At 60.4% G+C, this 25,937-nt stretch carries 19 protein-coding genes and 1 rRNA gene; 13 read left to right on the top strand and 7 right to left on the bottom strand.

Features of this window, described 5'->3' with window-relative positions:
* Positions 1 to 63: 63 nt before the first annotated feature.
* From rrf to def, 5 genes are all read left to right on the top strand, one after another.
* Positions 64 to 176 (top strand): 5S ribosomal RNA (gene rrf, locus C8C98_RS20335).
* 92 nt (positions 177 to 268) lie between these two features.
* The gene (tadA, locus tag C8C98_RS20330; RefSeq protein ID WP_121455751.1) at positions 269 to 1,522 is read left to right on the top strand and encodes a tRNA adenosine(34) deaminase TadA; all 1,254 of its coding nucleotides are present in this window, start codon (positions 269 to 271) and stop codon (positions 1,520 to 1,522) included.
* 58 nt (positions 1,523 to 1,580) lie between these two features.
* The gene (locus tag C8C98_RS20325; RefSeq protein WP_121455750.1) at positions 1,581 to 2,555 is read left to right on the top strand and encodes an LD-carboxypeptidase; all 975 of its coding nucleotides are present in this window, start codon (positions 1,581 to 1,583) and stop codon (positions 2,553 to 2,555) included.
* A 223-nt stretch (positions 2,556 to 2,778) separates the two neighbouring features.
* Positions 2,779 to 3,708: an adenylate/guanylate cyclase domain-containing protein gene (locus C8C98_RS20320; RefSeq protein WP_121455749.1), complete on the top strand. Its 930-nt coding sequence runs from the start codon at positions 2,779 to 2,781 to the stop codon at positions 3,706 to 3,708.
* Positions 3,709 to 3,775: 67 nt separating this feature from the next.
* Positions 3,776 to 4,318, top strand: coding sequence for a peptide deformylase (gene def / locus C8C98_RS20315; RefSeq protein ID WP_121455748.1), 543 nt, complete (start codon positions 3,776 to 3,778; stop codon positions 4,316 to 4,318).
* Positions 4,319 to 4,348: 30 nt separating this feature from the next.
* Here def and C8C98_RS20310 read toward each other — a convergent pair whose 3' ends face one another.
* Both C8C98_RS20310 and map read right to left on the bottom strand, forming a co-directional pair.
* Positions 4,349 to 6,940, bottom strand: coding sequence for a [protein-PII] uridylyltransferase (locus C8C98_RS20310; RefSeq protein ID WP_121455747.1), 2,592 nt, complete (start codon positions 6,938 to 6,940; stop codon positions 4,349 to 4,351).
* A 122-nt stretch (positions 6,941 to 7,062) separates the two neighbouring features.
* On the bottom strand, positions 7,063 to 7,878 hold the full coding sequence (gene map / locus C8C98_RS20305; RefSeq protein ID WP_121455746.1) for a type I methionyl aminopeptidase: 816 nt from the start codon (positions 7,876 to 7,878) through the stop codon (positions 7,063 to 7,065).
* Here map and C8C98_RS22250 point away from each other — a divergent pair.
* A complete protein-coding gene (locus tag C8C98_RS22250) occupies positions 7,838 to 8,017 on the top strand; it encodes a DUF3309 family protein (protein ID WP_121455745.1) in 180 nt (59 codons plus the stop codon). The two genes, map and C8C98_RS22250, sit on opposite strands and share 41 nt — an antisense overlap.
* Entirely contained in the window at positions 8,014 to 12,021 is a 4,008-nt protein-coding gene (gene purL, locus C8C98_RS20295) for a phosphoribosylformylglycinamidine synthase (protein WP_121455744.1), read from the top strand. Before C8C98_RS22250 ends, purL begins: the two co-directional genes overlap by 4 nt.
* Positions 12,022 to 12,171: 150 nt before the next feature.
* On the opposite strand, the gene C8C98_RS20290 is transcribed toward purL, so the two are convergent.
* Positions 12,172 to 12,876, bottom strand: a complete 705-nt coding sequence (locus tag C8C98_RS20290) for a methyltransferase (protein WP_121455743.1) — start codon at positions 12,874 to 12,876, stop codon at positions 12,172 to 12,174.
* Positions 12,877 to 13,109: 233 nt separating this feature from the next.
* Between C8C98_RS20290 and C8C98_RS20285 the strand changes: the two genes are divergently transcribed.
* Together C8C98_RS20285 and C8C98_RS20280 are read left to right on the top strand one after the other, a co-directional pair.
* Complete coding sequence (locus C8C98_RS20285) at positions 13,110 to 14,102, top strand: DUF808 domain-containing protein (RefSeq protein WP_121455742.1); 993 nt, start codon at positions 13,110 to 13,112, stop codon at positions 14,100 to 14,102.
* 155 nt (positions 14,103 to 14,257) lie between these two features.
* On the top strand, positions 14,258 to 14,857 hold the full coding sequence (locus tag C8C98_RS20280; RefSeq protein ID WP_121455741.1) for an OmpW family protein: 600 nt from the start codon (positions 14,258 to 14,260) through the stop codon (positions 14,855 to 14,857).
* Between the two features lie 151 nt (positions 14,858 to 15,008).
* On the opposite strand, the gene C8C98_RS20275 is transcribed toward C8C98_RS20280, so the two are convergent.
* From C8C98_RS20275 to C8C98_RS20260, 4 genes are all read right to left on the bottom strand, one after another.
* Positions 15,009 to 16,805, bottom strand: a complete 1,797-nt coding sequence (locus C8C98_RS20275) for an ATP-binding protein (RefSeq protein ID WP_121455740.1) — start codon at positions 16,803 to 16,805, stop codon at positions 15,009 to 15,011.
* Between the two features lie 98 nt (positions 16,806 to 16,903).
* Positions 16,904 to 17,299, bottom strand: a complete 396-nt coding sequence (locus C8C98_RS20270; RefSeq protein WP_121455739.1) for a VOC family protein — start codon at positions 17,297 to 17,299, stop codon at positions 16,904 to 16,906.
* A complete protein-coding gene (locus C8C98_RS20265; RefSeq protein ID WP_121455738.1) occupies positions 17,260 to 17,838 on the bottom strand; it encodes a CopD family protein in 579 nt (192 codons plus the stop codon). Before C8C98_RS20265 ends, C8C98_RS20270 begins: the two co-directional genes overlap by 40 nt.
* A 158-nt stretch (positions 17,839 to 17,996) precedes the next feature.
* Positions 17,997 to 19,349 carry a GGDEF domain-containing protein gene (locus C8C98_RS20260; protein ID WP_121455737.1) on the bottom strand — a complete coding sequence of 451 codons (1,353 nt, stop codon included), beginning with the start codon at positions 19,347 to 19,349 and terminating at the stop codon, positions 17,997 to 17,999.
* A 425-nt stretch (positions 19,350 to 19,774) separates the two neighbouring features.
* Here C8C98_RS20260 and C8C98_RS20255 point away from each other — a divergent pair, with 425 nt between their 5' ends.
* The 4 genes from C8C98_RS20255 (at position 19,775) to C8C98_RS20245 (ending at position 25,923) form a co-directional block, all read left to right on the top strand.
* Positions 19,775 to 22,933 (top strand): EAL domain-containing protein, encoded by a 3,159-nt coding sequence (locus C8C98_RS20255; RefSeq protein ID WP_121456421.1) that lies wholly within the window; start codon positions 19,775 to 19,777, stop codon positions 22,931 to 22,933.
* 272 nt (positions 22,934 to 23,205) lie between these two features.
* Entirely contained in the window at positions 23,206 to 25,194 is a 1,989-nt protein-coding gene (locus tag C8C98_RS20250) for a propionate--CoA ligase (protein WP_121455736.1), read from the top strand.
* 29 nt (positions 25,195 to 25,223) lie between these two features.
* On the top strand, positions 25,224 to 25,463 hold the full coding sequence (locus C8C98_RS21700) for a hypothetical protein (RefSeq protein ID WP_233574624.1): 240 nt from the start codon (positions 25,224 to 25,226) through the stop codon (positions 25,461 to 25,463).
* Positions 25,464 to 25,521: 58 nt separating this feature from the next.
* The gene (locus C8C98_RS20245) at positions 25,522 to 25,923 is read left to right on the top strand and encodes a hypothetical protein (protein ID WP_121455735.1); all 402 of its coding nucleotides are present in this window, start codon (positions 25,522 to 25,524) and stop codon (positions 25,921 to 25,923) included.
* Positions 25,924 to 25,937: the final 14 nt, after the last annotated feature.

Here is a 25,937-nt window from a genome sequence, read left to right as displayed (position 1 = left end):
ATCTGATTCCAAACTCTATGAATTCGCTAGGCTGTTCCACGAACAGCACAGCACCAAGTTATGCCTGATGACCATAGCAAGTTGGTACCACTCCTTCCCATCCCGAACAGGACAGTGAAACGACTTTGCGCCGATGATAGTGCGGGTTCCCGTGTGAAAGTAGGTCATCGTCAGGCTCTTATAGCCCCAATACCCCCCAGTCCATAAGGATTGGGGGGTTTTGTGTTTGGTACTCAGATATTCTCTAGCTGTATTGCTATTTATCCAAATGACTGCTCCAAATTATTCGGATGAATTTTGGATGAGTATGGCACTGCAGGAGGCTGAGTTGGCCGCCTGCGATGGGGAGATCCCCGTAGGTGCAGTTGTGGTTAAAGATGGTCAACTTATTGCCAAAGGGCGCAATGCTCCTGTAGCGCTAGCTGATCCAACAGCACATGCCGAAGTGCTTGCATTGCGGGCTGCGGCACAAATTTTAGGCAACTACCGTCTTGAGGGATGTACTTTGTATGTGACGCTTGAGCCGTGTGTCATGTGCTCTGGCGCGATTTTCAACGGGCGCATCAGTAGAGTCGTTTATGGTGCAACGGAGCCGAAAACGGGGGCCGCAGGCTCTGTGATTAATCTCTTTTCACTCTGTGCTCTGAATCACCAAACCATAATCTGTGGGGGGATTCTGGCAGATCAGTGCAGTGCATTGCTTGTTGACTTTTTCACCAAACGGCGGCGTCAGCAGGCTCGCGCAAAAGAGTCTCAGCGCCCCTTTTTGCGAGACGATGCCCTCAGAACTCCGGATTCTGCTTTTGAGGGGTTTGACTCCTACCCTCTGCACGCCTTTGCTTATCTAAGCGATTTGCCCAGCCTATCTGGTTTACGTATGCACTACGTTGACCAAGGGCCATCGGATGCCCCAATCACGTGGCTTTGTTTGCATTCCTCGTTGCGTTGGAGCTATGTTTTCAATAGATTGCTGTCCGAGTTGTCGTCCTCGGCCCGCGTTGTTGCCCCCGATTTGATCGGATTTGGGCGTAGTGACAAACCTAAAAAAGAATCGTTTCATCAGATTGAGCGCCACCAACAGTTGTTGCTAGACTTTGTGGAGCGATTACAGCTAAAGCGTTTGGTCCTTGTTTTAGATGGCTGGGATGAGGGAGTAGGACTCTTGCTCTGTGCAAAAATTGCCTCTTATGTTGAAGGCATCCTTGTTTTTACTGACGGAGTTGAGTGCGACCGCTCTCCAGAGTCGATGCTTATAAACGATGCCCCATTTCCTGATAGCGGGCATCGAGCTGCTCCTCGCGTATTTTTTAAGATACAGAGGGAGATTGAGGGTAAACCATTTTTAAAATCATCAAGGTCTTATTTTTCGAATGTGAAAAAGCTTTTTTGCATTGGCAGTGATTCTGATTTAAATTTCAAATTTTTTCAAAAAAATATTGATTTCATATCGTTTGATGAAATGGATGAATCTAGCTTTGGTAAATTTTTAATTAAAGTGAAAAATTCTTTTATTTCGCTTTAGATTTAATAATTCGATATTTAAAAATAAACGGAGTAGATCTTTTTTCGATCTAAATTTTGTGAAGAAAAATAGCCATAATAAACTGTGTTGTGATCATGATCATGGGCCGAAGCATATTTATATCTACTCCCCCGCTGGAGCCATTCGTGACAAGTTGGCTTTTAAGAGAGGGGTAGCTCGTCTGGAGGCTTTGGGTCACGAGGTAGAGATTGATCAAGATGCGCGTGCTGCGTATACCCGCTTTGCTGGAGATGACCAGACGCGCTTGGCTGCGATTCATAGAGCTGCAGCCAGTGGCGCAGACGTAGCCCTGATTACCCGTGGCGCTTATGGGTTGACTCGTTTGCTTTCAGAGATTGACTACAAGGCAGTGGGTAAAGCTATCAGCGCAGGCACAAAATTTGTCGGTCTCAGTGATTTCACCGCTTTTCAGTCGGCGGTGCTTGCGAAAACAGGTGATGTGACGTGGGCCGGACCGTCTTTGATCACCGATTTCGGTGTCGAAGGAACTCCAGATGACATCATGGAGGCTTGCTTTGATGATCTGTTGACTGGCCATGGTGAGGGGGCTGGGTGGCGTCTTCCTCGTGAAAAATCTTTGGCTGAAATTGAATCAAGCGATTTTTATATCAAAAAAGCTACCCTTTGGGGTGGAAATTTGGCGGTGCTGACGGGATTGATTGGAACTCCTTATTTTCCATCCATAAAGGGAGGGATCCTTTTCATGGAAGATATTGGAGAGCATCCTTATCGGATTGAGCGTATGTTGACCCAGTTGCTGCATTCAGGCGTGCTTGCAAAGCAAAAGGCACTGGTGTTGGGGCAGTTCAATGGATACAAGCTTGCCTCTCATGACAAAGGCTTTAAATTTCAATCGGTAGTCGACTGGCTACGTACCAAAGTTTCTGTGCCTGTACTGACTAATTTGCCATTTGGTCATGTGCCAACCAAAGTGCTTTTACCTGTTGGCGCCAAGGTTTCCTTGTCCGTTGAAGGGCGTGACGCACTTTTGTATTGGGGCCACACCCACTAGTTAAGGATGACCGTTGCTTTGCAATTGTTTGCAATCTCATCTTTGCTCGCAGAGATCGCTCGCTTTGTTTTAGGCTCTCGGCCTTTGGGTTTTTCTGAAGTACGCTTGGCTATCCTGTGGTTTTCTAATCGCTGACTTTGCCGTTTCTCGCGGATGCGACTGCTTCAACCGACTGTCCATGCACTAAACTGGGCTGCATGACGATTTGTGTGAACCTGCGGCCATGACCGTTTTGACAACGGTTGTGTTTGCCGATATCTCCGGCAGTGTGGCGTTGTACGAGACACTGGGTAACGAGCGCGCTGCTGCTGCTGTTGCCCAGTTGACTCAGTGGATCAGTGTTTCGATTCAGTCTCATTCAGGCAGGGTGGTGAAAAAGCTGGGTGACGGCGTTCTGGGGGTATTCGGGGATGCAGCAGGCGCTGTTGCCGCGACTGCAGACATGCTCCAAGCCCACGAACAAAGGCTTGCGCGTTGGCCCTATCCACTGCGGATGGATATTCGTGTCGGGGTGGCTGCGGGTGAGATCGTCGAGGTTGACGGCGACTGTTATGGTGATGCGGTTAATGTGGCTGCCAGACTGTGTGAGCGCTCTGGACCTGGGGAGATTTGGGCAACAGAAATGGCTGTGTTGCTGGCCGGCGCCGCACCTGCCGTTTGGTTTCGCAAACTCGGCATGATGGACATTCGCGGCAAAGCGGAACCCGCCATGCTCTACCAAGTCGAGTGGCGTCAAGACCAGGAGCCAGACTCACTGACCATGCAGGCTGGGTTGGTCAGTCAGCTGTCCCCGGTGGATTCCATTTTGGGGTCCATACAGTTCAGCTGGCATGGTTTGGATGCCACTTTCGCGTCAAATGAAGCCCCTGTGCATATTGGTCGAGCCACTCATGCACAGTTGTGCATCAATGATTTGCGAGTTTCAAGGTTGCATGCACGCATTGACTGGCGAAACAGCGGCTTTTTGCTGACGGATTTGAGCAGCTTTGGTACCTGGGTGCGGTTTGATGGCAGTGGCTCGCATGTGCGACTTCGCCGTGATGCATGCATTCTGCACGGCGCGGGCGAAATATCCCTCGGCGTTTCATTTGCAGATCCCAAGGCCCCGACGGTGGCTTTCCATGTGTCTGGCAGCCGCATGCACCTGGGTTAGGGCTTGCCCTGTTGCGTGCCACAACCCTGGTTTCCGTCGTGCCGTTCCATCTTCAAATCTGATTTTTATGAGCATCCACACTATTCTCAAAATGGGAGACCCGCGACTTCTGAAGATCGCAAGCCCTGTGTCCCAATTCGATACCGATGAGCTTCACCTGCTGGTACTTGATTTGTGGGAGACGATGCGTTCCGTGAATGGAGCCGGGTTGGCTGCGCCCCAAATTGGTGTGGATCTTCAGGTCGTTGTTTTTGGCTCTGAGCAACGCAATCCCCGATATCCAGACAGGCCCTTGGTTCCCCTCACCGCACTGGTGAATCCGGTGATCACGCCTGTTGGGGATGCCGAGGAAGACGACTGGGAGGGCTGCCTATCGGTGCCTGGTCTGCGGGGCAAGGTTCCGCGCTGGCAGCGGGTACGCTACACGGGCTTTGACCCCTATGGCGATCCGATTGAGCGAGAGGTGGATGGATTTCATGCCAGGGTGGTGCAACACGAGTGCGATCACTTGTGGGGAAAGCTATACCCCATGCGGGTGCGGGATTTCACCCAGTTTGGCTACACCGAGGTGCTCTTTCCCGAACTGGGCGCAACAGACGCTGATGACTGATGCATAGCGCATCGCAAATGCGCTCTTCCATCACTCAGACAGTGCTTGCAGCAATTCCGTCTCAATCTGGATTTGCCGTGCATTGTTTTGCAGCTCAGAGCCTTGCAGCAAGAAGGTATCTTCCACCCGCTCGCCCAACGTGCTGACCTTGGCCAGTTGTACGCTGAGATGGTGCTGTGCCAGGATCCGGGCCACTAAGTAGAGTAAGCCAGCGCGGTCACTGGCAGAGATGCCCAAAAGCCAACGCTGGGCCTTCTCGTCAGGTTGCAGAGTGACACGTGGGGCGATAGGAAAGCTCTTGACCCTGCGGGACACCCGTTTGCGCGCGGGCTCAGGCAGTGGGCCTCCGGCCTCAATCGTGCGCACGAGGTCACTCTCCACCATGTGCGTTAGCTCGCGGTAATGCCCGGCCTGCGATGACGCCACCACCTGAAACGAGTCCAGCGCGTACTGGTTGTTGGCTGTGTGCACCCTCGCATCCAGGATGCTGAAGCCTGCGCGGTCAAAGTAGCCGCAAATTCGGGCGAACAAGTCTGCTTGATCGGGGGCATAAACAAGCACCTGCAGGCCCTCGCCCGCGAGCGATTGGCGGGCTCGAACGATGGGTTTGGCGGTGCCAACGTGGCGGGATAAGTGGCGGGTGTGCCATGCAATGTCGGCGGCTTCATGGCGCATGAAGTAGCTCACGTCCAGCGTTGCCCACAGTGCCTTGTGCGCTTCAAACGGTTGCGCGCTCAAGGCCAGTTGCACCAGGGCCTCCCGCTTGCGGGCCTCAATTTCTGCAGCCGCATCGGGCGCACGCCCCCCCAGTGTCCTGAGCGTGGCTCGGTACAAATCCTCCAGCAACTTGCCCTTCCACGCATTCCAGACCTTGGGGCTGGTGCCCCGGATGTCGGCCACGGTCAACAGGTACATTGCCGTCAGATAGCGCTCGTTGTGCACCCGTTTGGCAAAGGCGGCAATCACATCGGGGTCGCTCAGGTCTTGTTTTTGAGCGATGCGGCTCATCGTCAAATGCTCACTGACCAGAAACTCGATCAAGCGCGCATCTTCCTGTTCTACGCCGTGCTGTCGGCAAAAGCGCCGGACCTCCTGCGCACCAATCTGGGAATGGTCGCCGCCGCGCCCTTTGCCGATATCGTGGAAGAGTGCGGCCACATACAGAATCCACGGTTTGTCCCAACCACCTGCCAGCTGCGAGCAAAAGGGGTACTCATGGGCATGCTCAGCCATGAAGAAGCGGCGCATGTTGCGCAGCACCATCAGGATGTGTTGGTCGACAGTGTAGACATGGAACAGGTCATGCTGCATTTGGCCGACGATGCCGCGAAATGCCCAGAGGTAGCGTCCCAGCACCGAAGTCTGGTTCATCAGGCGCATGGCATGCGTGATGCCTGCAGGCTGCTGCAGGATGCGCATGAAGGCTTGGCGGTTGACCGGGTCGCGCCTGAACGCAGCATCCATCACTCCGCGTGCGTTGTAGAGCGCCCTCAGGGTGCGCGCAGACAGATTCTTCAGACCCACCGTGGTTTGGTAGAGCAGAAAGGTCTCCAGGATCGCATGGGGGTCGCGCTGGTAGAGATCGTCGCTGGCCACTTCAATCAACCCGGCTTTTTCAAAAAAGCGGTCGTTGATGGGGCGGGGTTCATGCGCTGTAGGGTTCAGTCGCTCTTCAATGTTGAGCAGCAAAATCTGACACAACTGGGAGACCGCCTTGGCCGCCCAGTAATAGCGGCGCATCAGGGTTTCGCTGGCGCGCATGGGCAGGCGTGACCCATCGGGTGCTTGCGAGCGGTAGCCAAACGACTCGGCCACAGCGGTCTGCAAATCGAAGACTAGTCGGTCTTCATGCCGCCCTGCGGCCGCGTGCAGGCGGGCCCGAATCAGGCACAGCACGGCTTCGTTGCGCTCGATCTGACGCACCTCGAAGGCTGTGGCCATACCGCTTTTGGCCAGCTCCTTCCAACTGCCCCCCAGACCTGCGGCCTTGGCCACCCACAAGATCAATTGCAGGTCACGCAGCCCCCCTGGAGACTCTTTGCAGTTTGGCTCCAGGGAGTAGGGCGTGTTTTCGTACTTGGTGTGGCGCTGGCGCATCTCCAGGGTCTTGGCCACCAAAAACGCCTGTGGGTCCATCTGTGCTTGGTACTGTTGCTGAAACAGGGCAAACAGGATCCGGTCACCGCAAATCAGGCGAGACTCCAGCAAAGAGGTTTGCACGGTGACATCAGCGGCGCTTTCTGCCAGGCACTCGGCAATGGTGCGAACGCTCGATCCGATCTCCAGGCCTGCATCCCAGCAGCTGCCGATGAACCCTTCAATGCGGGCGCTCAGCGGGCTATTGGCTTGTGGGGTGGCGCCCTCCGGCAGCAGCAGCAAAACATCAACGTCGGAATAGGGAAACAACTGTGCCCGCCCGTAGCCTCCCACCGCAACGAGCGCGCAGCCTTCAGGAAAATCCGCACGCAGCCACAGCGACTGCAAAAGATCATCTGTGAACGAGGATAGCTTGCGCAGTGCCGCATGGATGCCTCGTGTGGAGGCTACGGTAGCCGCCATGGCGCCAAGGACGCTGGCTTTGTTGCTGCGGTAGTTGGCGCGCAGGGCCTGGATGTCGGTCATGAAAATTGGAAGGGGGTGGCAGTAGAGTCTAGTGCGCCACCCCAAGGGGGGCTGCACGCCTTGAACCATTTTCAGGCACCCACCTCAAGCAAGAGTCATGCAGGCCCGGCCGGGCCGGGTGCTCAGGTGCGGATTGCCGTCACAAACGCGGGCAGGGTGGGTGAGCCTGCCGACAGCGTCATGACTTCATAACCAGTTTCGGTGACCAGCACCGTGTGCTCCCATTGGGCCGACAGGCTGTGGTCTTTCGTCACAATGGTCCAGCCGTCGTTGCCATGGTTTTTGACGTCGCGCTTGCCCGCATTGATCATGGGCTCGATGGTGAAGACCATGCCGGGCTGCAGTTCTTCCAATGTGCCGGGTTTTCCGTAGTGCAGCACCTGGGGTTCTTCGTGGAACTTCTGGCCAATGCCGTGGCCGCAGAACTCGCGGACGATCGAGAAGCCCTGGCCTTCGGCAAATTTCTGGATGGCATGCCCAATGTCGCCCAAACGTGCGCCGGGCTTGACTTGCAAAATGCCGTGCCACATGGCGTCAAAGGTGATGGCCGACAGACGCTTGGCTGCAATGGAACATTCGCCAATCAGGTACATGCGGCTGTTGTCGCCGTACCAGCCGTCTTTGGTGATCACGGTCACGTCCACATTCACGATGTCGCCTTTTTTCAGTGGCTTGTCGTTGGGAATGCCGTGGCACACCACGTGGTTGACCGAGGTGCACAGCGAAGCGGGGTAGGGTGGGTAGCCTGGGGGCTGGTAGCCCACAGTGGCCGAGATGGTGCCCTGCTGGGCCATGCATTCGGCGCCCAGGCGGTCGATCTCTTTGGTGGTGATACCGGGCTTGATGTGGGGGGCGATGTAGTCCAGCACTTCCGAAGCCAGGCGGCAAGCCAGCCGCATGCCCTCAATGTCGTCGGCGCTTTTGATGGTGATGCTCATGGGGCAATTATCCCATTGGGGCCCGTGTGGCGCAGGGTGGGGGCACATGCCCGGTAAAATGGCGGGCTTCACGGCTGTTGCACCCAGCAAGCCCGTGATCCATCGACCCCCCTCACACCCCAACAGGCCGCTACCGTGACCTTGCACATGACCACGCTGGCGGGCGGCAACGCCCTCAGCAACTTCCGCGCTCAGCAACTTCAGCCCGCCCTCGAGGCCATCCATCCCAAGATCAGTGGCATTGCCGCACGGTTTGTGCACTTGGTTGCCACCGATGCTGCGCCCACGGCCGCAGAGCAAGAGCGTCTGGCCGCGCTGCTGACGTACGGCGACCCTTACGCAGGGCCGCAAGAAGGCGCTGCATTGGTCGTCACGCCGCGCCTGGGCACGTTGTCGCCCTGGGCCTCCAAGGCCACCGACATTGCGCGCAACTGCGGCATCGCCATCCGCCGGGTGGAGCGCATCACCGAATACCGCATCAGCCTCAAATCCGGCCTGCTGGGCAAGACCCCCGAGCTGACCGCCGAGCAACTGGCGCAGGTCGCTGCGCTGCTGCACGACCGCATGACCGAATCGGTGGTGGCCGACCGCAGCGGGGCCGCCGCCCTGTTCACAGAGTTGCAGCCCGCGCCCATGGAGCATGTGGACGTGCTGGCCGGTGGCCGCGCTGCACTCGAAGCCGCCAACACCCGCTTTGGTCTGGCGCTGGCCGACGACGAGATCGACTACCTGGTCACCGCATTCAAGGGCCTTGCACGCAACCCCACCGATGTGGAACTGATGATGTTCGCCCAGGCCAACAGCGAACACTGCCGCCACAAGATCTTCAACGCCGAGTTCACCATCGACGGCGTGGCGCAGGACAAGAGCCTGTTCGGCATGATCCGCAACACGCACCAGCTGGCGCCCCAGCACACGGTGATCGCGTATTCGGACAACGCCTCGGTCATGGAAGGCCATCAGGTCGAGCGGTTTGTAGCCAAAATGGCCTCTAGTGCAAGTGAATCTAGCGCTAGCAGCTATCAAAAAAGTAGCGTTACCCAGCATGTGCTGATGAAGGTGGAGACCCACAACCACCCCACAGCCATCTCGCCCTTCCCAGGTGCGTCCACCGGCGCGGGCGGTGAGATCCGCGACGAAGGCGCCACCGGCCGGGGCTCTAAGCCCAAGGCGGGCCTGACGGGCTTCACGGTGTCCAAGCTCTGGGGTAGCACGGTCGGCAAGCCCGAGCACATTGCCAGCCCGCTGCAGATCATGGTCGAAGGGCCGCTGGGCGGCGCGGCGTTCAACAACGAATTCGGCCGCCCCAACCTGAACGGTTACTTCCGCGAGTACGAGCAGAACGTGGGCGGCGTGCAGCGCGGCTACCACAAGCCCATCATGATCGCGGGCGGCGTGGGTGTGATCGATGCTGAGCTGACCACCAAGATCGAGTTCCCCGCCGGCTCGCTGCTGATCCAGCTGGGCGGCCCCGGCATGCGCATCGGCATGGGCGGCAGCGCCGCCAGCTCCATGGCCACCGGCACCAACGCGGCAGAGCTGGACTTTGACTCGGTGCAGCGCGGCAACCCTGAGATCGAGCGCCGTGCGCAAGAGGTCATCAACCACTGCTGGGCGCAGGGCAGCGACAACCCCATCCTGGCGATCCACGACGTGGGTGCCGGTGGCCTCTCGAACGCTTTCCCCGAGCTGACCAACGACGCAGGCCGTGGCGCACGTTTTGACTTGCGTGCCGTGCAGCTCGAAGAGTCGGGCATGGCGCCCAAGGAAATCTGGAGCAATGAGTCGCAAGAGCGCTATGTGCTGGCCATTGCGCCCGAATCGCTGCCCCTGTTCCAGGCTTTCTGCGAGCGCGAGCGCTGCCCGTTTGCCGTGATCGGCACCGCCACCGAAGAGCGCCAGCTGGTGCTGCACGACCCCGCTGCTACGGCCGCTGACCAAAAGCTGCCCGTGGACATGCCCATGAACGTGCTGCTGGGCAAGCCGCCCAAGATGCACCGTGACGTGAAGACCGTGGTGCGCGAATTCGCACCGATGGACTTGACTGGCGTGCCGCTGCAAAAGGCCGTGATCGACGTGCTGGCCCACCCCACCGTGGCGTCCAAGCGCTTCCTCATCACCATCGGCGACCGCACCGTGGGTGGCCTGAGCCACCGCGACCAGATGGTCGGCCCTTGGCAAGTGCCCGTGGCCGATTGCGCTGTGACGCTGGCCGATTACAAGGGCTTTGCGGGCGAGGCCATGAGCATGGGCGAGCGCACGCCGCTGGCCGCTATCAATGCGCCCGCGTCGGGCCGCATGGCGGTGGCCGAGGCGCTGACCAACCTGCTGGCTGCGCCGATTGAACTGCCCCGTGTGAAGCTGTCGGCCAACTGGATGGCCGCCTGCGGCGAGCCCGGCGAAGATGCCGCGTTGTACGAAACCGTCAAGGCCGTGGGCATGGAACTGTGCCCCGCTTTGGGCGTATCAATCCCCGTGGGCAAAGACAGCTTGTCCATGCGCACGCAGTGGAGCGGAGGCGCTGACAAGAAAAAGGTCACGTCGCCCGTCAGCCTGATCGTGAGCGCATTCGCCTCGCTGTCCGACGTGCGCGGCACGCTCACGCCCCAGCTCAACGCGACCGAGGCTGACACCACGCTGGTGCTGATCGATTTGGGCAAGGGCCAGAACCGCATGGGCGGCAGCATTTTGGGCCAGACGCTGGACCAAAGCGGCGATGTGGTGCCCGATGTAGACGACCCCAAAGACTTGGTTAACCTCGTCAACGCCGTGAACGCGCTGCGCGCCAAGGGCCAGATACTGGCCTATCACGACCGCAGCGATGGCGGCCTGCTGGCCGCTGCTGCCGAGATGGCGTTTGCGGGCCATGTGGGTGTGGCGCTGAATGTGGACTTGCTGGTCACCGAGGGTGATGGCATCAACGACAGCCGCATGGACACGGGCGATGCCAAGAACTGGGCAGGCCAAGTGGGCGCGCGCCGTGATGAGCTGACCCTCAAGGCCCTGTTCAACGAAGAGCTGGGCGTGCTGCTGCAGGTGCGCACCGCCGAGCGCAACGATGTGATGCAAACCTTGCGTGAGCATGGCCTGTCCAAGTTCAGCCACTTTGTGGGCAAGACACGCCCGGCATCGTCTGAGATCGACGCTGGCAAGGGCGAGCTGCAGGTCTGGCGCGATGCCAAGGCCGTGTTCAGTGCGCCGCTGGCCGACCTGCACCAAGTGTGGGACGCCGTGAGCTGGAAGATTTGCCAGCAGCGCGACAACCCCGCCAACGCCGATGCCGAACACGCCGCAGCGGGCGAGCCCACCGACCCCGGCATGCATGTGCACCTCACATTCGATGCCAAGGACAACGTGGCAGCGCCGTACTTGAACCTTGCCAAACCCAAAGTCGCCATCCTGCGCGAGCAGGGCGTGAACTCGCACATCGAGATGGCCTATGCCTTCACCGAGGCGGGCTTTGAGGCCTACGACGTGCACATGACCGACCTGCAGACCGGCCGCGTCAAGCTCGAAGACTTCAAGGGCGTGGTCGCCTGCGGCGGCTTTAGCTATGGCGACACGCTGGGCGCGGGCATTGGCTGGGCGCGTTCCATCACCTTCAATCCGGTGTTGGCGGCGCAGTTCCAAGGCTTCTTTGGGCGCACCGACACGTTTGGCTTGGGTGTGTGCAACGGCTGCCAGATGTTTGCCGAGTTGGCCGACATCATTCCCGGCGCGCAAGACTGGCCACGCTTCACCACCAACCAGAGCGAGCGCTTCGAGGCCCGCCTGTCACTGGTCGAAGTGCTCGAATCGCCCAGCTTGTTCTTGCAAGGCATGGCAGGCAGCCGCCTGCCGATTGCCGTGGCGCACGGCGAGGGGTATGCCAACTTCAAGTACCGGGGCAACGCCGACAAGGCCATCGCCGCCATACGCTATGTGGACAACCATGGCCGTGCCACCGAGCAGTACCCGTTTAACCCCAATGGCAGCGCGGCTGGCCTCACCGCCGTGACCACAGCCGACGGCCGCTTCACGGCCATGATGCCGCACCCTGAGCGCGTGTTTCGCAACGTGCAGATGAGCTGGACGAGCGAAGACAAGGCGCAGTACAGCGCCTGGATGCGCATCTGGCGCAACGCGCGCAAGTGGGTGGGTTGAGTCCCTGACCTTGGTCCCCTGGGGGGATGACAGGTAGAACCGCTGTGTTTGCCTGTGCAAAAAGGCCGGATGCGCAAGCACCCGGCCTTTTTTAATGGGGCTCAGACCAGGTGGGTGTCTGAAACTTGGCCTTTGTATGGCCTGTGACTCTCAAGCGGGCGCCATCATGGCGAGGCTGCGGGGCCTTTCATACACCAGCAGGCGGCCTTTGTAGGCGGGCACATGCTCCAGCGCTGGGCAGTCAAGGCGCTCTTCCACTACCTCAAATCTGTGGGCGGCCATCTGCTTGTGAAATGCAGCCCGATTTCCCCGGTTGGGATCGACGATCCAAATTTGAGCGCCCTGGTCTGCATGGGCATCCAGAAAATGGGCCAACGTGGCACGCGCATCGCGTTCGTACAGCACATCGCTGCCGATGATGAGATCAAACTGGCCCTGCACATCACCCATGCCCTGGGGGTTGTCTGTGCCCCATTGGCCTGTGCGGTACTTCATGGGGGCTAGTGCGTTGAGGCGCAGGTTCTCCTCCAGAAACTGCCTCGCCAGCGGGTGGCAATCGCTGGCAGTGACATCCATGCCGCGCCGATGGCACACCAGGCTCGCCAGTCCCAGTCCGCAGCCAATCTCCAAGATCCGCTCCCCGGTGCGCAAAGGGCGCGAGGCCATGCGGGCTGCCAGCTGCGCGCCTGAAGGCCACAACAGTCCGAACAAGGGCCAGGCCGCAGAAGAGATGCCCAGCTGCTCTGCAGCGCCCAGGGGGTCGGAAAATTGCTGTTTGTCCAGCAGCGAGCGAATGAAAAGATTAGCGACCCCTGGGACGGGGATGCTCTCGTGCTTGGTGAGGTAGCCTGGCATGCAATGGGCCTGAAGCCCGTTGTCAAGGGACCCCGAGAGAGTGGGTGAGGGCCTGGAGTATGCGCCATACCTAAAAACAGCCCTCATGGCTTTTGAAGGCATCTGCACGGATGGCCTGGATCGGGTTGTTGCTGTTGAGCCCCATGGGCTGTGGGCGACGGCGGCTTTGGGGTATGCCGATGGGCCTGGTTGATATAGTCCCGCGAGTTCATTGACTTCGTTGGGGAAACTTCATGGCCGCAGGCAGCCTTTTAGCTTTATTGGATGACATCGCGACCATCCTTGACGACGTCGCGTTAATGACCAAAGTGGCGGCAAAAAAGAGCGTGGCCATGGCCGACGATGTCTCCGTGATGACCAAGGTCGCCGCGCAAAAAACCGCTGGTGTGCTGGGCGATGATCTGGCGCTGAACGCCCAGCAGGTCACGGGTGTGCGCGCAGACCGTGAAATTCCGGTGGTATGGGCGGTGGCCAAAGGGTCCTTGATCAACAAGGTCATCCTGGTGCCTGCGGCGCTGCTGATCAGCGCTTTTGCGCCCTGGGCTGTGACGCCGCTATTAATGCTGGGCGGTGCTTTCCTGTGCTTTGAAGGCACAGAAAAGTTGGCCCACAAGTTTTTGCACCCACAAGACAAAGCCCAGGCAGAGCACGACAGCCTGGTCAAAGCCAATGCCGATCCTGCCGTGGACATGGTGGCTTTTGAAAAGGAGAAGATCCAAGGTGCCGTGCGCACGGACTTCATCTTGTCCGCCGAGATCATTGCGATCACGTTGGGGACGGTGGCAAACGCGCCCTTTGCGCAGCAGGTCATGGTGCTCAGCGGCATTGCATTCATCATGACCCTGGGTGTGTACGGCCTCGTGGCAGGCATCGTCAAGTTGGACGACCTTGGCCTTTGGCTGCATCGCAAAAGCAGCAGCGCTGCCCAGGCCATGGGCCGTGGCATTCTGTGGGCGGCTCCTTGGCTGATGAAGTGCTTGTCGGTGGCAGGCACTGCCGCCATGTTCCTGGTGGGGGGCGGCATCTTGGTGCATGGTGTGCCTTGGCTGCACCACGCCGTCGAAGGTTGGGGCACGGTGGCAGCCCAGTGGCCCGTGGGGGGCTTGTGGTCGGTTTTGGTTCCCAATGTGCTGAATGCGTTGATTGGGTTGTTGGCTGGGGTGGTGGTGCTTGTGGCCGTAACGGTGGTGCAACGTTTGCGCGGCAGCCCTGCCGCCCAAGGATGAAGGGGGCGGGCGCCTGGCCCATCGATTGAATGGGCGCCGACCGAATGGCCTCGGGTAAACACAGGGTTGTTTGACCTGTGGCAAGGTTGACCAATTCGCTAACAGGCCCAATACAAACACGGGGGCCGTCCCCGTTCAACTGCATTGAGTTCTGTATGAAGAAAAACCTGCTGACCGTGGCCGTTCTGTGCGCAATGATGACTTCGGGCGCTGCGTTTGCGCAGCAAGCCGAAGGCCCTTGGCTGGTGCGTGCCCGTGCCGTGAACCTCGATAGCGCCAACAAAGACAGTACCGGCCTCGGTCTGTCGGTGAACGACAAAGTCATTCCTGAAGTCGACGTGTCGTACTTCTTCACCCCCAACATCGCTGCCGAGCTGGTGTTGACTGTGCCTCAAAAGCACGACTTGAGCTCCAGCGTTTTGGGCGGCAAGATTGGCACGCTCAAGCACCTGCCTCCTTCGCTGCTGGTGCAGTACCACATGCCCATGGGCAGTTTCAAGCCTTACGTCGGTGCTGGTATCAACTACACACGCTTCTCCAGCGTGAAGTTGCCCGCAGGTGTGGACATTGATCGCAACAGCTTTGGCGCAGCCCTGCAAGTGGGCGTGGACATTCCGCTGCAAAAGAACCTGTACCTGAACCTGGACGTCAAGAAAGTCTTCATCAAGACCGACGTGAGCTTGGCAGGCGCCAAGATTGGCACGTTCAAGGTGGACCCTGTTCTGGTGGGTGTGGGCCTCGGCTGGCGCTTCTGATGCGCCTTGCGCAGCGGCAACGCTGCGCACATTCTGGTGGGGAAAAGCCAGCGCATCTGCGCTGGCTTTTTTTATGGCTTCATCGGGGCTCCGGGTGTGCTGGCATGAGCCGAATCAACCCCCGGTCATTTCGCGTAGATAAGAACCTGTGTCAGCCCGCAGTCGGCTCCGTACAAGGTAAGGACAGAGTGAACCGCGCCCCTTCGCCGGGTGTGGAGGTGACAGTCAGTTCGCCATGCATCAACTCCGCCAGCGCCCTGGACAGGGCCAGGCCCAAGCCCGTGCCTCCATGCTCGCTGCTTACCTGGGCGCTGCCTTGGCGAAATTTCTCAAAAATCAGATCGTGCAAGTGCGGTGGAATGCCGGGGCCCGAGTCCACGACATGAAACTGCAGCCGTGTACCCTCGGCCCCTGTCTCCACTTCCAGCCGCACGCCGCCTTGTGCCGTGAATTTGAGGGCATTGGAGAGCAGGTTGTTCAGAATTTGCTTGAGTCTGAGCCCGTCGCACACCAGCAATTGCGGGGTGTCTGGTGATACCGACACTTGTAGCGTCAGGCCCTTTTGGGCCGCTGAAATAGCGAAAAAGTCAGCCGTGTTTTGCACCAATTCGCGCACGGGGTGGGGCGCCAGCACAATGGGCATGGCTCCGGCCTCGACCTTGGCCAAGTCCAGAATTTCGGTGAGCAATGTGTTGAGGTGGTCTGCAGCCTGCCGGATCAAGCTGGCCGCCTCCCTGAACGAAGGCTGCTGCAAGCGCAACTCCATCAGTTCCGCAAAGCCCCGGATGCTGGTGAGCGGCGTGCGCAGCTCGTGCGATACCGCTGCCAGAAATTCACTTTTGGCCTGACTTGCCGATTGGGCCTGCGCTTCGCTGATGGCCAGCGCTGCGTGGGACTCTTCCAGCCTCCGCACGCCGCGCAAGAAACCCACACCGCTGGCCACGATGGCTGCGCCCAGCAGCAACGCCACGGTCAGTGTCACGTTGCGCATGTCCCGCCACTCCTCCAGCGCTGCCTCTGTCGTGGTGGAGACCAACATGCTCAACGGATACCCCGGCACCCGCCGGAATGCCGTGATCCGCTCTGTGTTGTCCACCTCGCTGACGCGGACGTAGGTACCCTCTGCTTTGTTGAGGTCTGTCAATGGGTGGTGAGGGGGGAGCGTGATGGTCTTGCCCATACCGGTGGCTTTGCCCCCTGCAACCAGTGCCCGCAGAGTGTTGTCATCGCCAAACAGCGACACAGCGCCGCCAGCCCCCAATTCGACGTCACCGTACACCGTTTCGAAGTAGTTGGGGTTGACCGATGCCACCACGATACCGTGCAAGTAGCCACTGGGCGACACGATGGGGCGCGAGAGTTGCAGGGTCCATTTGCCTGATACCTTGCCCAGCACCGGTTTGCCCACAAACAGGCCATTGCGGGTGAGTTGCTTGCGGGTATCAGCGTGGCGTGCTGGCTCTAGGTGCACCTGGATGTGTTCGCGTTCCGAGAGATCAAGCGGCCCGGTCTTTTGTCCATCCGGGTCCAGGTTGCTGGCCACGAAACGTCCGTCTGCCCCCACGACAGAGAGCTGAGTCAGGATGTCGGGTACCAGACCGGTTTCATTGGCCAGCCGCGTGTAGTCTGAGGGCTGAAAACTGCCTTGGGCCAACGCATCCCGCATGCGCAGCGTGGCTTGGTCAATGGGTGCTAGCACGCGCAGCGTTTGTTCTTGCAGCACCCGTGCCAAGTTGGCGTTTTGCCGCTCCTGGGAATCTATAGCGTCTTGCCATTTGGTGTAGAGCGCCAACGCCACCAATGCTGCCGTCACCACCAGCGCCAATGCCACAAAGCCAATCACCTTGGCCTGCAAGTCTTTGGCATGCAGCGGGTTTAAGGCCGCAGCGCCTGGGGGGCTTGGCGGCGGCTGCATGGCTGGGGGTGATTTTTCCAACATGGTTCCCATGGCTCAGAGCATGCCACTTTCCCGCCGCTTTGCGCAGAGGGCTGTTGCTGGATCAGCGAGCCGACTTTGCGGCCACATGGCCAAGTGGGTTCTCCGGGCTAACCGGCCAGAATCGGTGTGCACAGCTCGACCAAGGTGCCATCTGGGCAACGCAGGTAGGACACCGTTTGGCCCCAGGGCTTGGTGCTGGGTGGTGCCAGCTCGGTGGCTCCGCTGCCCAGCGCCTGTTGGTGGGCTGTGGGGACATCGGGGGTGACCAGACCGATCTCCATGCCCAGGGGCTGTGGGCTGGCATTGGCGGCGACATGGCCGCCTGCAAAGTTGGCGTGGCCTAGCGAGTGGTCGGCAAAAGCCAGCGTGGTGGCGCCGGTTTCCAGCTCGCCGTAGGTGCCCGACTCATGCAGAAAACGCCTTGTCATGTCAAAGGCCCGCTCGAAAAAGGCCAGTGAGGCCTCTACGTCCGGAACGTAAATGATGGTGTAGCCGAATTGCATGAAGAAAGCCCGGTGGGTGATGACTGTGTTCGGTCATTCTGCACCACTGGGCGTGCTGCGGGGCGCCCGTTCATGTCAGCAGTTGCCACTGCGACAACCGCCAACCCGAGGGCGAGGTTGATGCCCACCCACGTCCGGATTTGGGCCAGCACTTTGCCCGCTTCCGGCCAATGGGCGCTTTGGTGGGCGCGGCTGAGCCGGGGAAAAAGGGACAGGCGGATGTACCCAAAGATGACGGCCATGACCGTCCCCAGGGCCGCCATCACAGTCCAGCCCAAGGGCATGGCAAAACTGCCCCCTGCTTGCACCGTGTGCTTGGCGACGTGGCCCACCATCCACAGGCCCGATGCGAGCAGGGCCACCACGGCTACCACCACGGTCGCAAAAAAACGCTGCAAAACGCCTTGCATCAGGCCAACGCGCAGCGCAGGCTCCAGCGTTTGTGCGGCAGGGCGCAAAAAGAAATGGGCGAAGAACATGCCCCCCAGCCAGACGATGGCTGCGAGCAAGTGGACCAGTTTGAGGGTTGCGTACAGCATGGTGGTGTGGGCCTTTCTTTCCCGGAGAAGATCGTACACAGGGTCTCAGAGTGGCTCACAAAACTCAGCGAAGCGGCCCTGGCCAGGCGTTTCGCCACAAGCATTACAAGCCTTACGAAAAGGCGAGACAACGACGCCAGGGGCGTTTTGTGAGCCCTCTAAGCCGAGCCAGACAGCCCTTGGCGTGCCGCTGCGCCACGCGGGTGAACAATGAACTGATTGCCGCCGTTGCGCTTGGCTTGGTACATGGCCTCATCGGCGTGGCTGAGCAGCATGCTTTCATGGGTGCCATGCTCTGGGAACACCGCCATACCAATGCTGGGCTGGATGCTCAGTGCCAGTCCATTCAGATCAAATGGCTGCGCGAACGCTGTGAGAATTTTTTGGGCCACAGGCTGGGGCAGCTCGCCGGCATGAGCGCCTTCGAGCAGCACCACAAACTCGTCACCCCCCAGCCTGGCCACGGTGTCCGAGCCGCGTACGCAGGCTTGCAGGCGCTGAGCCACACCCTGCAGCAGCAGGTCGCCCATCGCGTGACCGAGGGTGTCGTTGACCTCCTTGAAACGGTCCAAGTCGATGAACAGCAAAGACAGCAGGGTTTGCTCACGGTGTGCACGCGCCATGGCAATCCTCAGCCGGTCATTGAAGAGCGCGCGGTTCGGCAGGGCGGTCAATTGGTCGTACTGCGCCATGTGCTGCAGCCGCTCGTGCATCTGGGTGCGCTCAATGGCCAGGGCCACCTGGGTGGAGACAAACTGCAGCAATTCCTTGTCGGCCTCGCTGTAGGTATCGCCCTCGGCAGGGCCTTGCAACAGCAGGGCGCCCATCGCGCCATCCTGGGCGGGCAGTGGCACCCCGAGCCAGTGGCAGGGTTGTGTCCCTTCGCAAGTAGACAGCCTCAAGGGCCTGTCCTCCTGGATCACCCGGGTGCACAGCTGGATTTGCCCGGCTCCGGGTGTGCCGCTTGGTTTTTGCTCCAGCGCAGGGGCCACATAGGGAAAGCTCAAAGCACCACGCGAGCGGTCATGTAGCGCCACTGTGAACTGGGCTACCGCCATCAGCCCACCAATGATGCGGTGAATGCGTTCAAAAAGGGTGGGCAGGTTGGGGGCTGCGTGGGCAGCTTCCGAGATGGCATAGATCGCCGCATGCATCGACTCGGTGTGCTTGCGTTTGGTGATGTCATGGGCCACAGCCAGGCGCAGGCGGCGCTCTGGCAGCCACTGGGCGGTCCACAGAATGTGCGCGACTGCCCCGTCTTTGCGCACGTAGCGGTTCTCAAACTGCAATTGGGGGCTTCCGCCCATGACCCGCTGAGCTTGCTGCTCCGTGGCTTGGCGGTCTTCGGGGTGCACCAGGTCCAACATCTGTAGCCCGACCGCTTCTTGCGGGGTGTAGCCAAAAATACGTTCGAACGCGGGGCTCACAAACACAATGCGGCTGTCCTCGTCCACGATGCAGACGGCATCCAGCAAGAGATCAATGACATTCAGCGACGAGATGATTTGCATTGCGTGCCAGTTTGAAGCCTATGGAGCCTCCCACCACCCAGGGGTGTTTCTAATCAAATCAAATTTTTACATGTGGACGGGGCTGTGGGTGCTGGGGCCGTTTTGTCCGTTGGACACCTGATTCCATTGTGCCGCTGGAATGCTCGCGGTGTAACGAAGGGGTTGCTGCCACAAAACAACAGCCATGCTCCGCTGGTTGGCTGGATTGAACTTATGCTATCTATTTCATAGCTTCTAGCGCTTGTGCCTGTTGCGTAAAAGGCAAATTTGGCTTGAAGCCAGTACAGTAACCAAGTGTTGCCAAATGTGGCGCAAAATGCGGTCATATTTGTTCTTGCGCAGACCGCCAGGATCTCCTCCGATCGCTTCTAGAGCGTTGGGTCTTAATGCTGCGGCAAGCGGTGCCAAGCCTCACTCCATCCATGATGTTTTCGCTTCCGCCCCTCGATCGCTATCGCCACTGGCTGTCAGGCTGGGCTGTGGCGTTGGTGGGGTTGGTCACGACTTACTGGTGGGTACAGCAGCAATGGCAGTCGGTGGCCATGGTGGAGCAGACACGGTTTACGCAGGAGGCCCGTGCCTTCACCGATGCCCTCAGCCAGCGCGTGGCGGCCAATACAGAAATTGTGTATGGCCTGCACAACCTGTTTGCGCTGAACCCCCAACTGGGGCGCGCCGAGTTTGAGCGGGTCGTGTCCGAGCTGGATGCCGTGCGGCGTTACCCAGGGGTGCGCAATCTGGCATTTACCAAGCGCGTGTCCCACAGCGAACGGGCTGTCTACGAGGCCAGTGTCCGAGACGATTTGGCTCGTGAGGCGCCTGGCGCGCCTGATTTCAAGGTCTACCCGCCGGGTGAACGTGACGAGTATTTTGTCGTGCACTACATCTGGCCGCTTCAGGGCAATGCTCACATGCTGGGGATGGACATCAGTGCACAGCCGACCAATCTGGCGTCCATGCACTACAGCCGCGACAGCGGCAAGCCCGTGGCCTCTGCTCCGTTTGATTTGCTGCAGGAGCAAACCCACCGACCTGCATTCGTCATCCGCATCCCCGTGTTCGACCGGGCAGGGGGGCACAGCGGCGGGCCACCGCCCTTTCTGGGCGCGGTGGCCGCCACCATCCGTGTGTATGACATGGTTCGGGCGCTGGAAGCCCAGGGCTACCTGCAAGGGGTGGCTGTGGCCATAGAGGATGCCGGATCGGTGCGCGAACAGGTCGCCGACAAGACGGCACGCCATTTGTTGGAGTCCACAGGCCAGGCTCTGCCTGGTGCGCCCACGCTGGTCAAAGGCTTGCAGGTGCATGACCGGCGCTGGCGCCTGGCCTTCCAGCCCACACGCTCGCTGCTGTCGCCCACAGAGCAGCGGTTGCCCTGGATTGCCGGGGGGGCAGGGGCTCTGGTGTCGGGCTTGCTGGGGGTGTTGGTGACGCTGCTGGTGCGCCAGCGCACTAGCGCGCTGGTGCGGGCACAGGCATCGGATGAGGCTCGGCGCGAGAGTGAAGAGCGCTTTCGTGCCTTGTTCAACCAAGCCGCCGTGGGAGTGGCCCAGATCAATTCGCAAAACGGTGTCATCGTTCACATCAACCAGCGCTACTGCGACATCATCGGCTACACCCCTACCGAGTTGCAGGGCCGCAGTCTGCGTGAAATCAGCCATCCGGCCGATCAGCCTGCTGGCTTTGCCCAGATGGACCGCCTCAAGGCCGGTGACATTCCTGAGTTCCGTATTGAAAAACGCTACTTCCACAAAAACGGGACAGAAGTCTGGGTGGACCTGACCGTGACGCCCATGTGGAGCTTGGGGTCGACCCCCGACTTCCATATCGCCATGGTGCAAGACATCACCTCGCGCAAGCAAATGGAGGAGACGCTGCGTAGCAATGAGCAACGCTTGCGTGGCATTTTGCAGCGCCTGCCTGTGGGCTTGTGCCTGGTGCAAAGCGATGGGCGCATGAGTTTTCGCAACGAACGCTTTGTGCAGATTTGCGGCTACACCGAGCAGGACATTCCCACCTCCGAGCAGTGGTGGCAGCAGGCGTACCCAGACGCCGAGACCCGTGCACGGCACCGGGCTGCCTGGGGTCGGGCGCTGGAGCATGCACAGGCCTCTGATGGCAGCATAGAGCCCGCCGAATACGCGATCCACTGCCACGATGGTCAGCAGCGCAGCGTAGAAATTGCCGGGGTGCTGGTGGGGCAGGACTACCTCATCACCATGGTGGACCTGAGCCAGCGCAAGGCCGCCGAGGAAGAAATCCGTTACCTGGCCTTCTATGACCCCCTGACCCGGCTGCCCAACCGCCGCTTGCTGCTCGACCGCTTGCAGCAAGCCTTGGCCACCAGCGCCCGCCACCAGCGCAGTGGGGCGTTGCTGCTGCTGGACCTGGACAACTTCAAGACCCTGAACGAGACCCAGGGGCACGACCGCGGCGACACGCTGCTGTTGCAGGTGTCGCACCGCCTGCGCGCCTGTGTGCATGAAGACGACACAGTGGCCCGCCAGGGTGGGGATGAGTTTGTGGTGGTTCTGGAGGATCTGGGTGACACCCCCGAGGATGCAGCGGCTCGGGCCGAGGACGCCGCGCAAAAAATTCTGAACGCCCTGCGCGAGCCTTACACGCTGGGGGGGGATGCCCACCACAGCTCCTTGAGCATGGGGATCACCGTCTTCAGCGGCATGCGTGAGACGGTGGATGAGTTGCTCAAGCGTGCCGACCTGGCCATGTACCAGGCCAAGTCTGCGGGGCGGGACACTTTGCGCTTTTACGACCCCCAAATGCAGGCCGCCGTCAGCGCCCGTGCGGCGCTGGAGGCCGACATGCGCGCGGGCCTGGCCCAGGAGCAGTTCGAGCTTTACTACCAGCCCCAGGTTGACAACGGACGCATCACCGGAGCCGAGGCATTGCTGCGTTGGCGTCATCCGCGCGATGGTTTTGTCTCGCCCGCGCACTTCATTCCGCTGGCAGAAGAGTCCGGCCTCATCCTGCCGCTGGGCGAGTGGGTGCTCAACGCCGCCTGCGAGCGCCTCGCGCAGTGGGCGCAGCAGCCTTTGCTGGCGGGACTCAGCCTGGCCGTCAATGTGAGCCCGCGGCAGTTTCACCAAAGCAGCTTTGTGCCGCAGGTGCTGGCGGCTTTGGCCCGCTCAGGGGCCGAGGGCGCACGCCTCAAACTCGAAATGACCGAAGGCCTGCTGTTGGCCGATGTGGAAGACACCATCGCCAAGATGGCCAAGCTCAAGAGCTACGGCGTGGGCTTTTCACTCGACGATTTCGGCACTGGCTACTCATCGCTGGCCTACCTCAAGCGCCTGCCGCTGAACCAGCTCAAGATCGACCAGAGCTTTGTGCGCGATGTGCTCACCGACCCCAACGATGCGGCCATAGCCCGCACCGTGGTGGCCTTGGCCACCAGCATGGGGCTGAGCGTGATTGCTGAAGGGGTGGAGACCGAGGAGCAGCGGGCGTTTTTGGCACGCAACCACTGCCACAGCTGGCAAGGTTATCTGCTGAGCAAGCCCATTCCTGTGGCCGATTTTGAGCGGCTGGTGGGCGAGTACAACCGCCCGCAGGTGCCTGCGTAACGCCTCTGGGGCGGTGGTGACAAAGCCCCAAGCAGGTTGTGAGAACCTATAGGAGCTTCCGTCAGCTTGCCGCAAGCACGTTATGAATAATTATGAATTCAAAACCTAGGTCAATCGCGCTGCCCTTCGCGTGCGCAGGGGAACACAATCCTCCTGCCACGGGTGCCTGCCACAGGCAGCAGCGGCGGGGTAGATTGTTTGGCTGCCATCGTCGGTGGCCGTACCCGCTGCAATGGCCCTGGTTCAGACCGAGATGCAAGGAGACATAACCCATGAGCGCCACGACCCCCACGGCCAGCTACGCTGACTTCTACCGCCATTCCATCGACCACCGCGATGCCTTTTGGAGCGAGCAGGCGGCGCTCATCGACTGGCACACGCCGCCCCAGCAGGTGTGCGACTACAGCAATCCACCTTTTGCCAAATGGTTTGTGGGCGGCACCACCAACCTGTGTCACAACGCGGTAGACCGGCACCTGCCGGCCCGCGCCGACCAGCCCGCGCTGGTGGCGATTTCCACTGAGACCGATACGGAGCGCAGCTACAGCTTTGCCGAGCTGCATGCCGAGGTACAGCGCATGGCCGCCACGCTGAAAAGCCTTGGGGTCAAAAAGGGCGACCGCGTTCTCATCTACATGCCCATGATTGCAGAAGCCGCCTTTGCCATGCTGGCCTGCGTGCGCATGGGTGCGCTGCACTCGGTGGTGTTTGGCGGCTTTGCGGCGGGCTCGCTGGCCTCGCGCATCGAAGACGCTGAGCCCGTGGCCGTGGTCAGTGCCGATGCCGGATCGCGTGGCGGCAAAGTGGTGCCCTACAAGCCTTTGCTCGACGAAGCCATCAGCCTGTCGGCCCACAAGCCAGCGGCTGTGCTCATGGTCAACCGCGGCCTGGCCCCCATGGCTTTGCAAGCCGGGCGCGACCACGACTGGGCATCGCTGCGCGAGCAGCACCTGCATGCCGTGGTGCCTTGCGAGTGGGTTGAATCCACCCACCCCAGCTACACCCTGTACACCAGCGGCACCACCGGCAAGCCCAAGGGCGTGCAGCGCGACACCGGTGGCTACACCGTGGCCTTGGCCGCCAGCATGAAGCACATTTTTGATGCCAAGGAGCAGGTTTTCACCGCCGGGCCGCCCCAAGGTGAAAACGCGGCCCCCTCGGGGGGCAGCGACCCGCATGAGCGGCGGAGCGTGGGGGTCTTTTTCGCTACCAGCGACATCGGCTGGGTGGTGGGGCACAGCTACATCATCTATGGCCCGCTGATTGCTGGCATGACCACCATCATGTACGAAGGCCTGCCCACCCGGCCCGATGCGGGCGTGTGGTGGAGCATCGTGGAAAAGTACAAGGTCACGCACATGTTCTCGGCCCCCACGGCCGTGCGCGTGCTCAAGAAGCAAGACCCCAGCTGGCTCAAAAAGTACGACGTCTCCAGCCTCAAGGCCTTGTGGCTGGCGGGCGAGCCGCTGGACGAGCCCACGGCGCAGTGGATCAGCGACGCACTGGCCGTGCCCATCATCGACAACTACTGGCAGACGGAAACCGGCTGGCCCATCTTGACCTTGGCCAATGGGGTAGAGCAGCAAACCACGCGCTTTGGCAGCCCCGGCAAGGCCATGTATGGCTACGCCGTGAAAATCATCGACGAGTCCACTGGCGACGAGCTGACGGGCGCCAACCAAAAAGGCGTGGTTGCCATCGAAGGCCCGCTGCCCCCCGGCTGCATGCAAACCGTGTGGCGCGACGACGCCCGGTTTGTGAACACCTACTGGAAGAGCATTCCCGGCCGCCTCATCTACAGCACCTTTGACTGGGGCATCCGCGATGCCGATGGCTACCACTTCATCTTGGGCCGCACGGACGACGTGATCAATGTGGCAGGCCACCGCCTGGGCACCCGTGAGATCGAGGAGAGCATTGCCTCGCACCCCAACATTGCCGAGGTGGCCGTGGTGGGCGTGGCCGACCCGCTCAAGGGCCAGGTGGCCATGGCGTTTGCCGTGGCGCGCGATGCGTCGGGGCTCGACTCGGATGCGGGCCGCCTCAAGCTGGAAGGCGAAGTCATGAAGCAGGTGGACCACCAACTGGGCGCCGTGGCCCGGCCTTCGCGCGTGTACTTTGTGAATGTGTTGCCCAAGACACGCAGCGGCAAGCTGCTGCGCCGCGCCCTGCAGGCCGTGGCCGAGCGCCGCGATCCTGGCGACTTGACCACCATGGACGACCCGGCTGCGCTGCAGCAGGTGCGTGATCTGGTCGGTTGATGTCGGCCACCCCAAGGGCTGGGCAGCCCTTGGGTCTGCTGCACGACTGTGCCACGCCGAGCGACCGGTATGGGCAGCGTATGGGCACCGGTAAACATGCCCGCGTGGTGGCCCTTGCTGCGGCGGCAGACCTGATGCCCGACGGCTTCCAACCGCAGCTTTGCGTGAACGAAGAACGGGCGCACATCACGGTGGCAGTGAATCGCCTTTCGGCCAGCGGCGGATTGGCTATGACGCCAATCTCTTGGTATAAAGTAATTCAAAAATGATAGCTGCTAGCGCTTTCTAGGTAAGCGCTAGAGCTTGTTTTTATTGAAATCTCTGTTCATGCGTGTCTTTCTCGTTGCTGGCGCCATGGTGGTCGTTGGCGCTCTCATCGGTACATCGCTGCCTGTGTGGGCAGCCAAGCCCTTGCCACCTGGGGCTACGGCGGTGATCCAGGCCGTGCACACGGCGGCGGGGCAGCAACGCCACGCGGCGCTGCAACGGCTGATGGCGCCCGAGTTTGTGTGGAGCTTTGGTGGCGATGCGGATGCGCAGCAGGCGATTGCCGCCTGGAAGGCTGATCCCAAGGCTTTGAAGGCTTTACACCGCGCAACCGGCATGCCCTGTGCCGCGTTGCCCGACGGCGGCGTGGAGTGCCCCCGCCAAGCGGGCCGCGCAGCCCGCGCCTGCTTTGAGCCCACCGCCCAGGGCTGGCGCATGGTGTCTTTTGTGACGGGGGATTGATCGCTGGTGGGACG

The organism is Acidovorax sp. 106 (genome assembly GCF_003663825.1).
Classification (GTDB): Bacteria; Pseudomonadota; Gammaproteobacteria; order Burkholderiales; family Burkholderiaceae_C; genus Acidovorax.
Note: the sequence above shows the minus strand (reverse complement) of the source record. Positions and strands in the feature narration are given on the sequence as shown.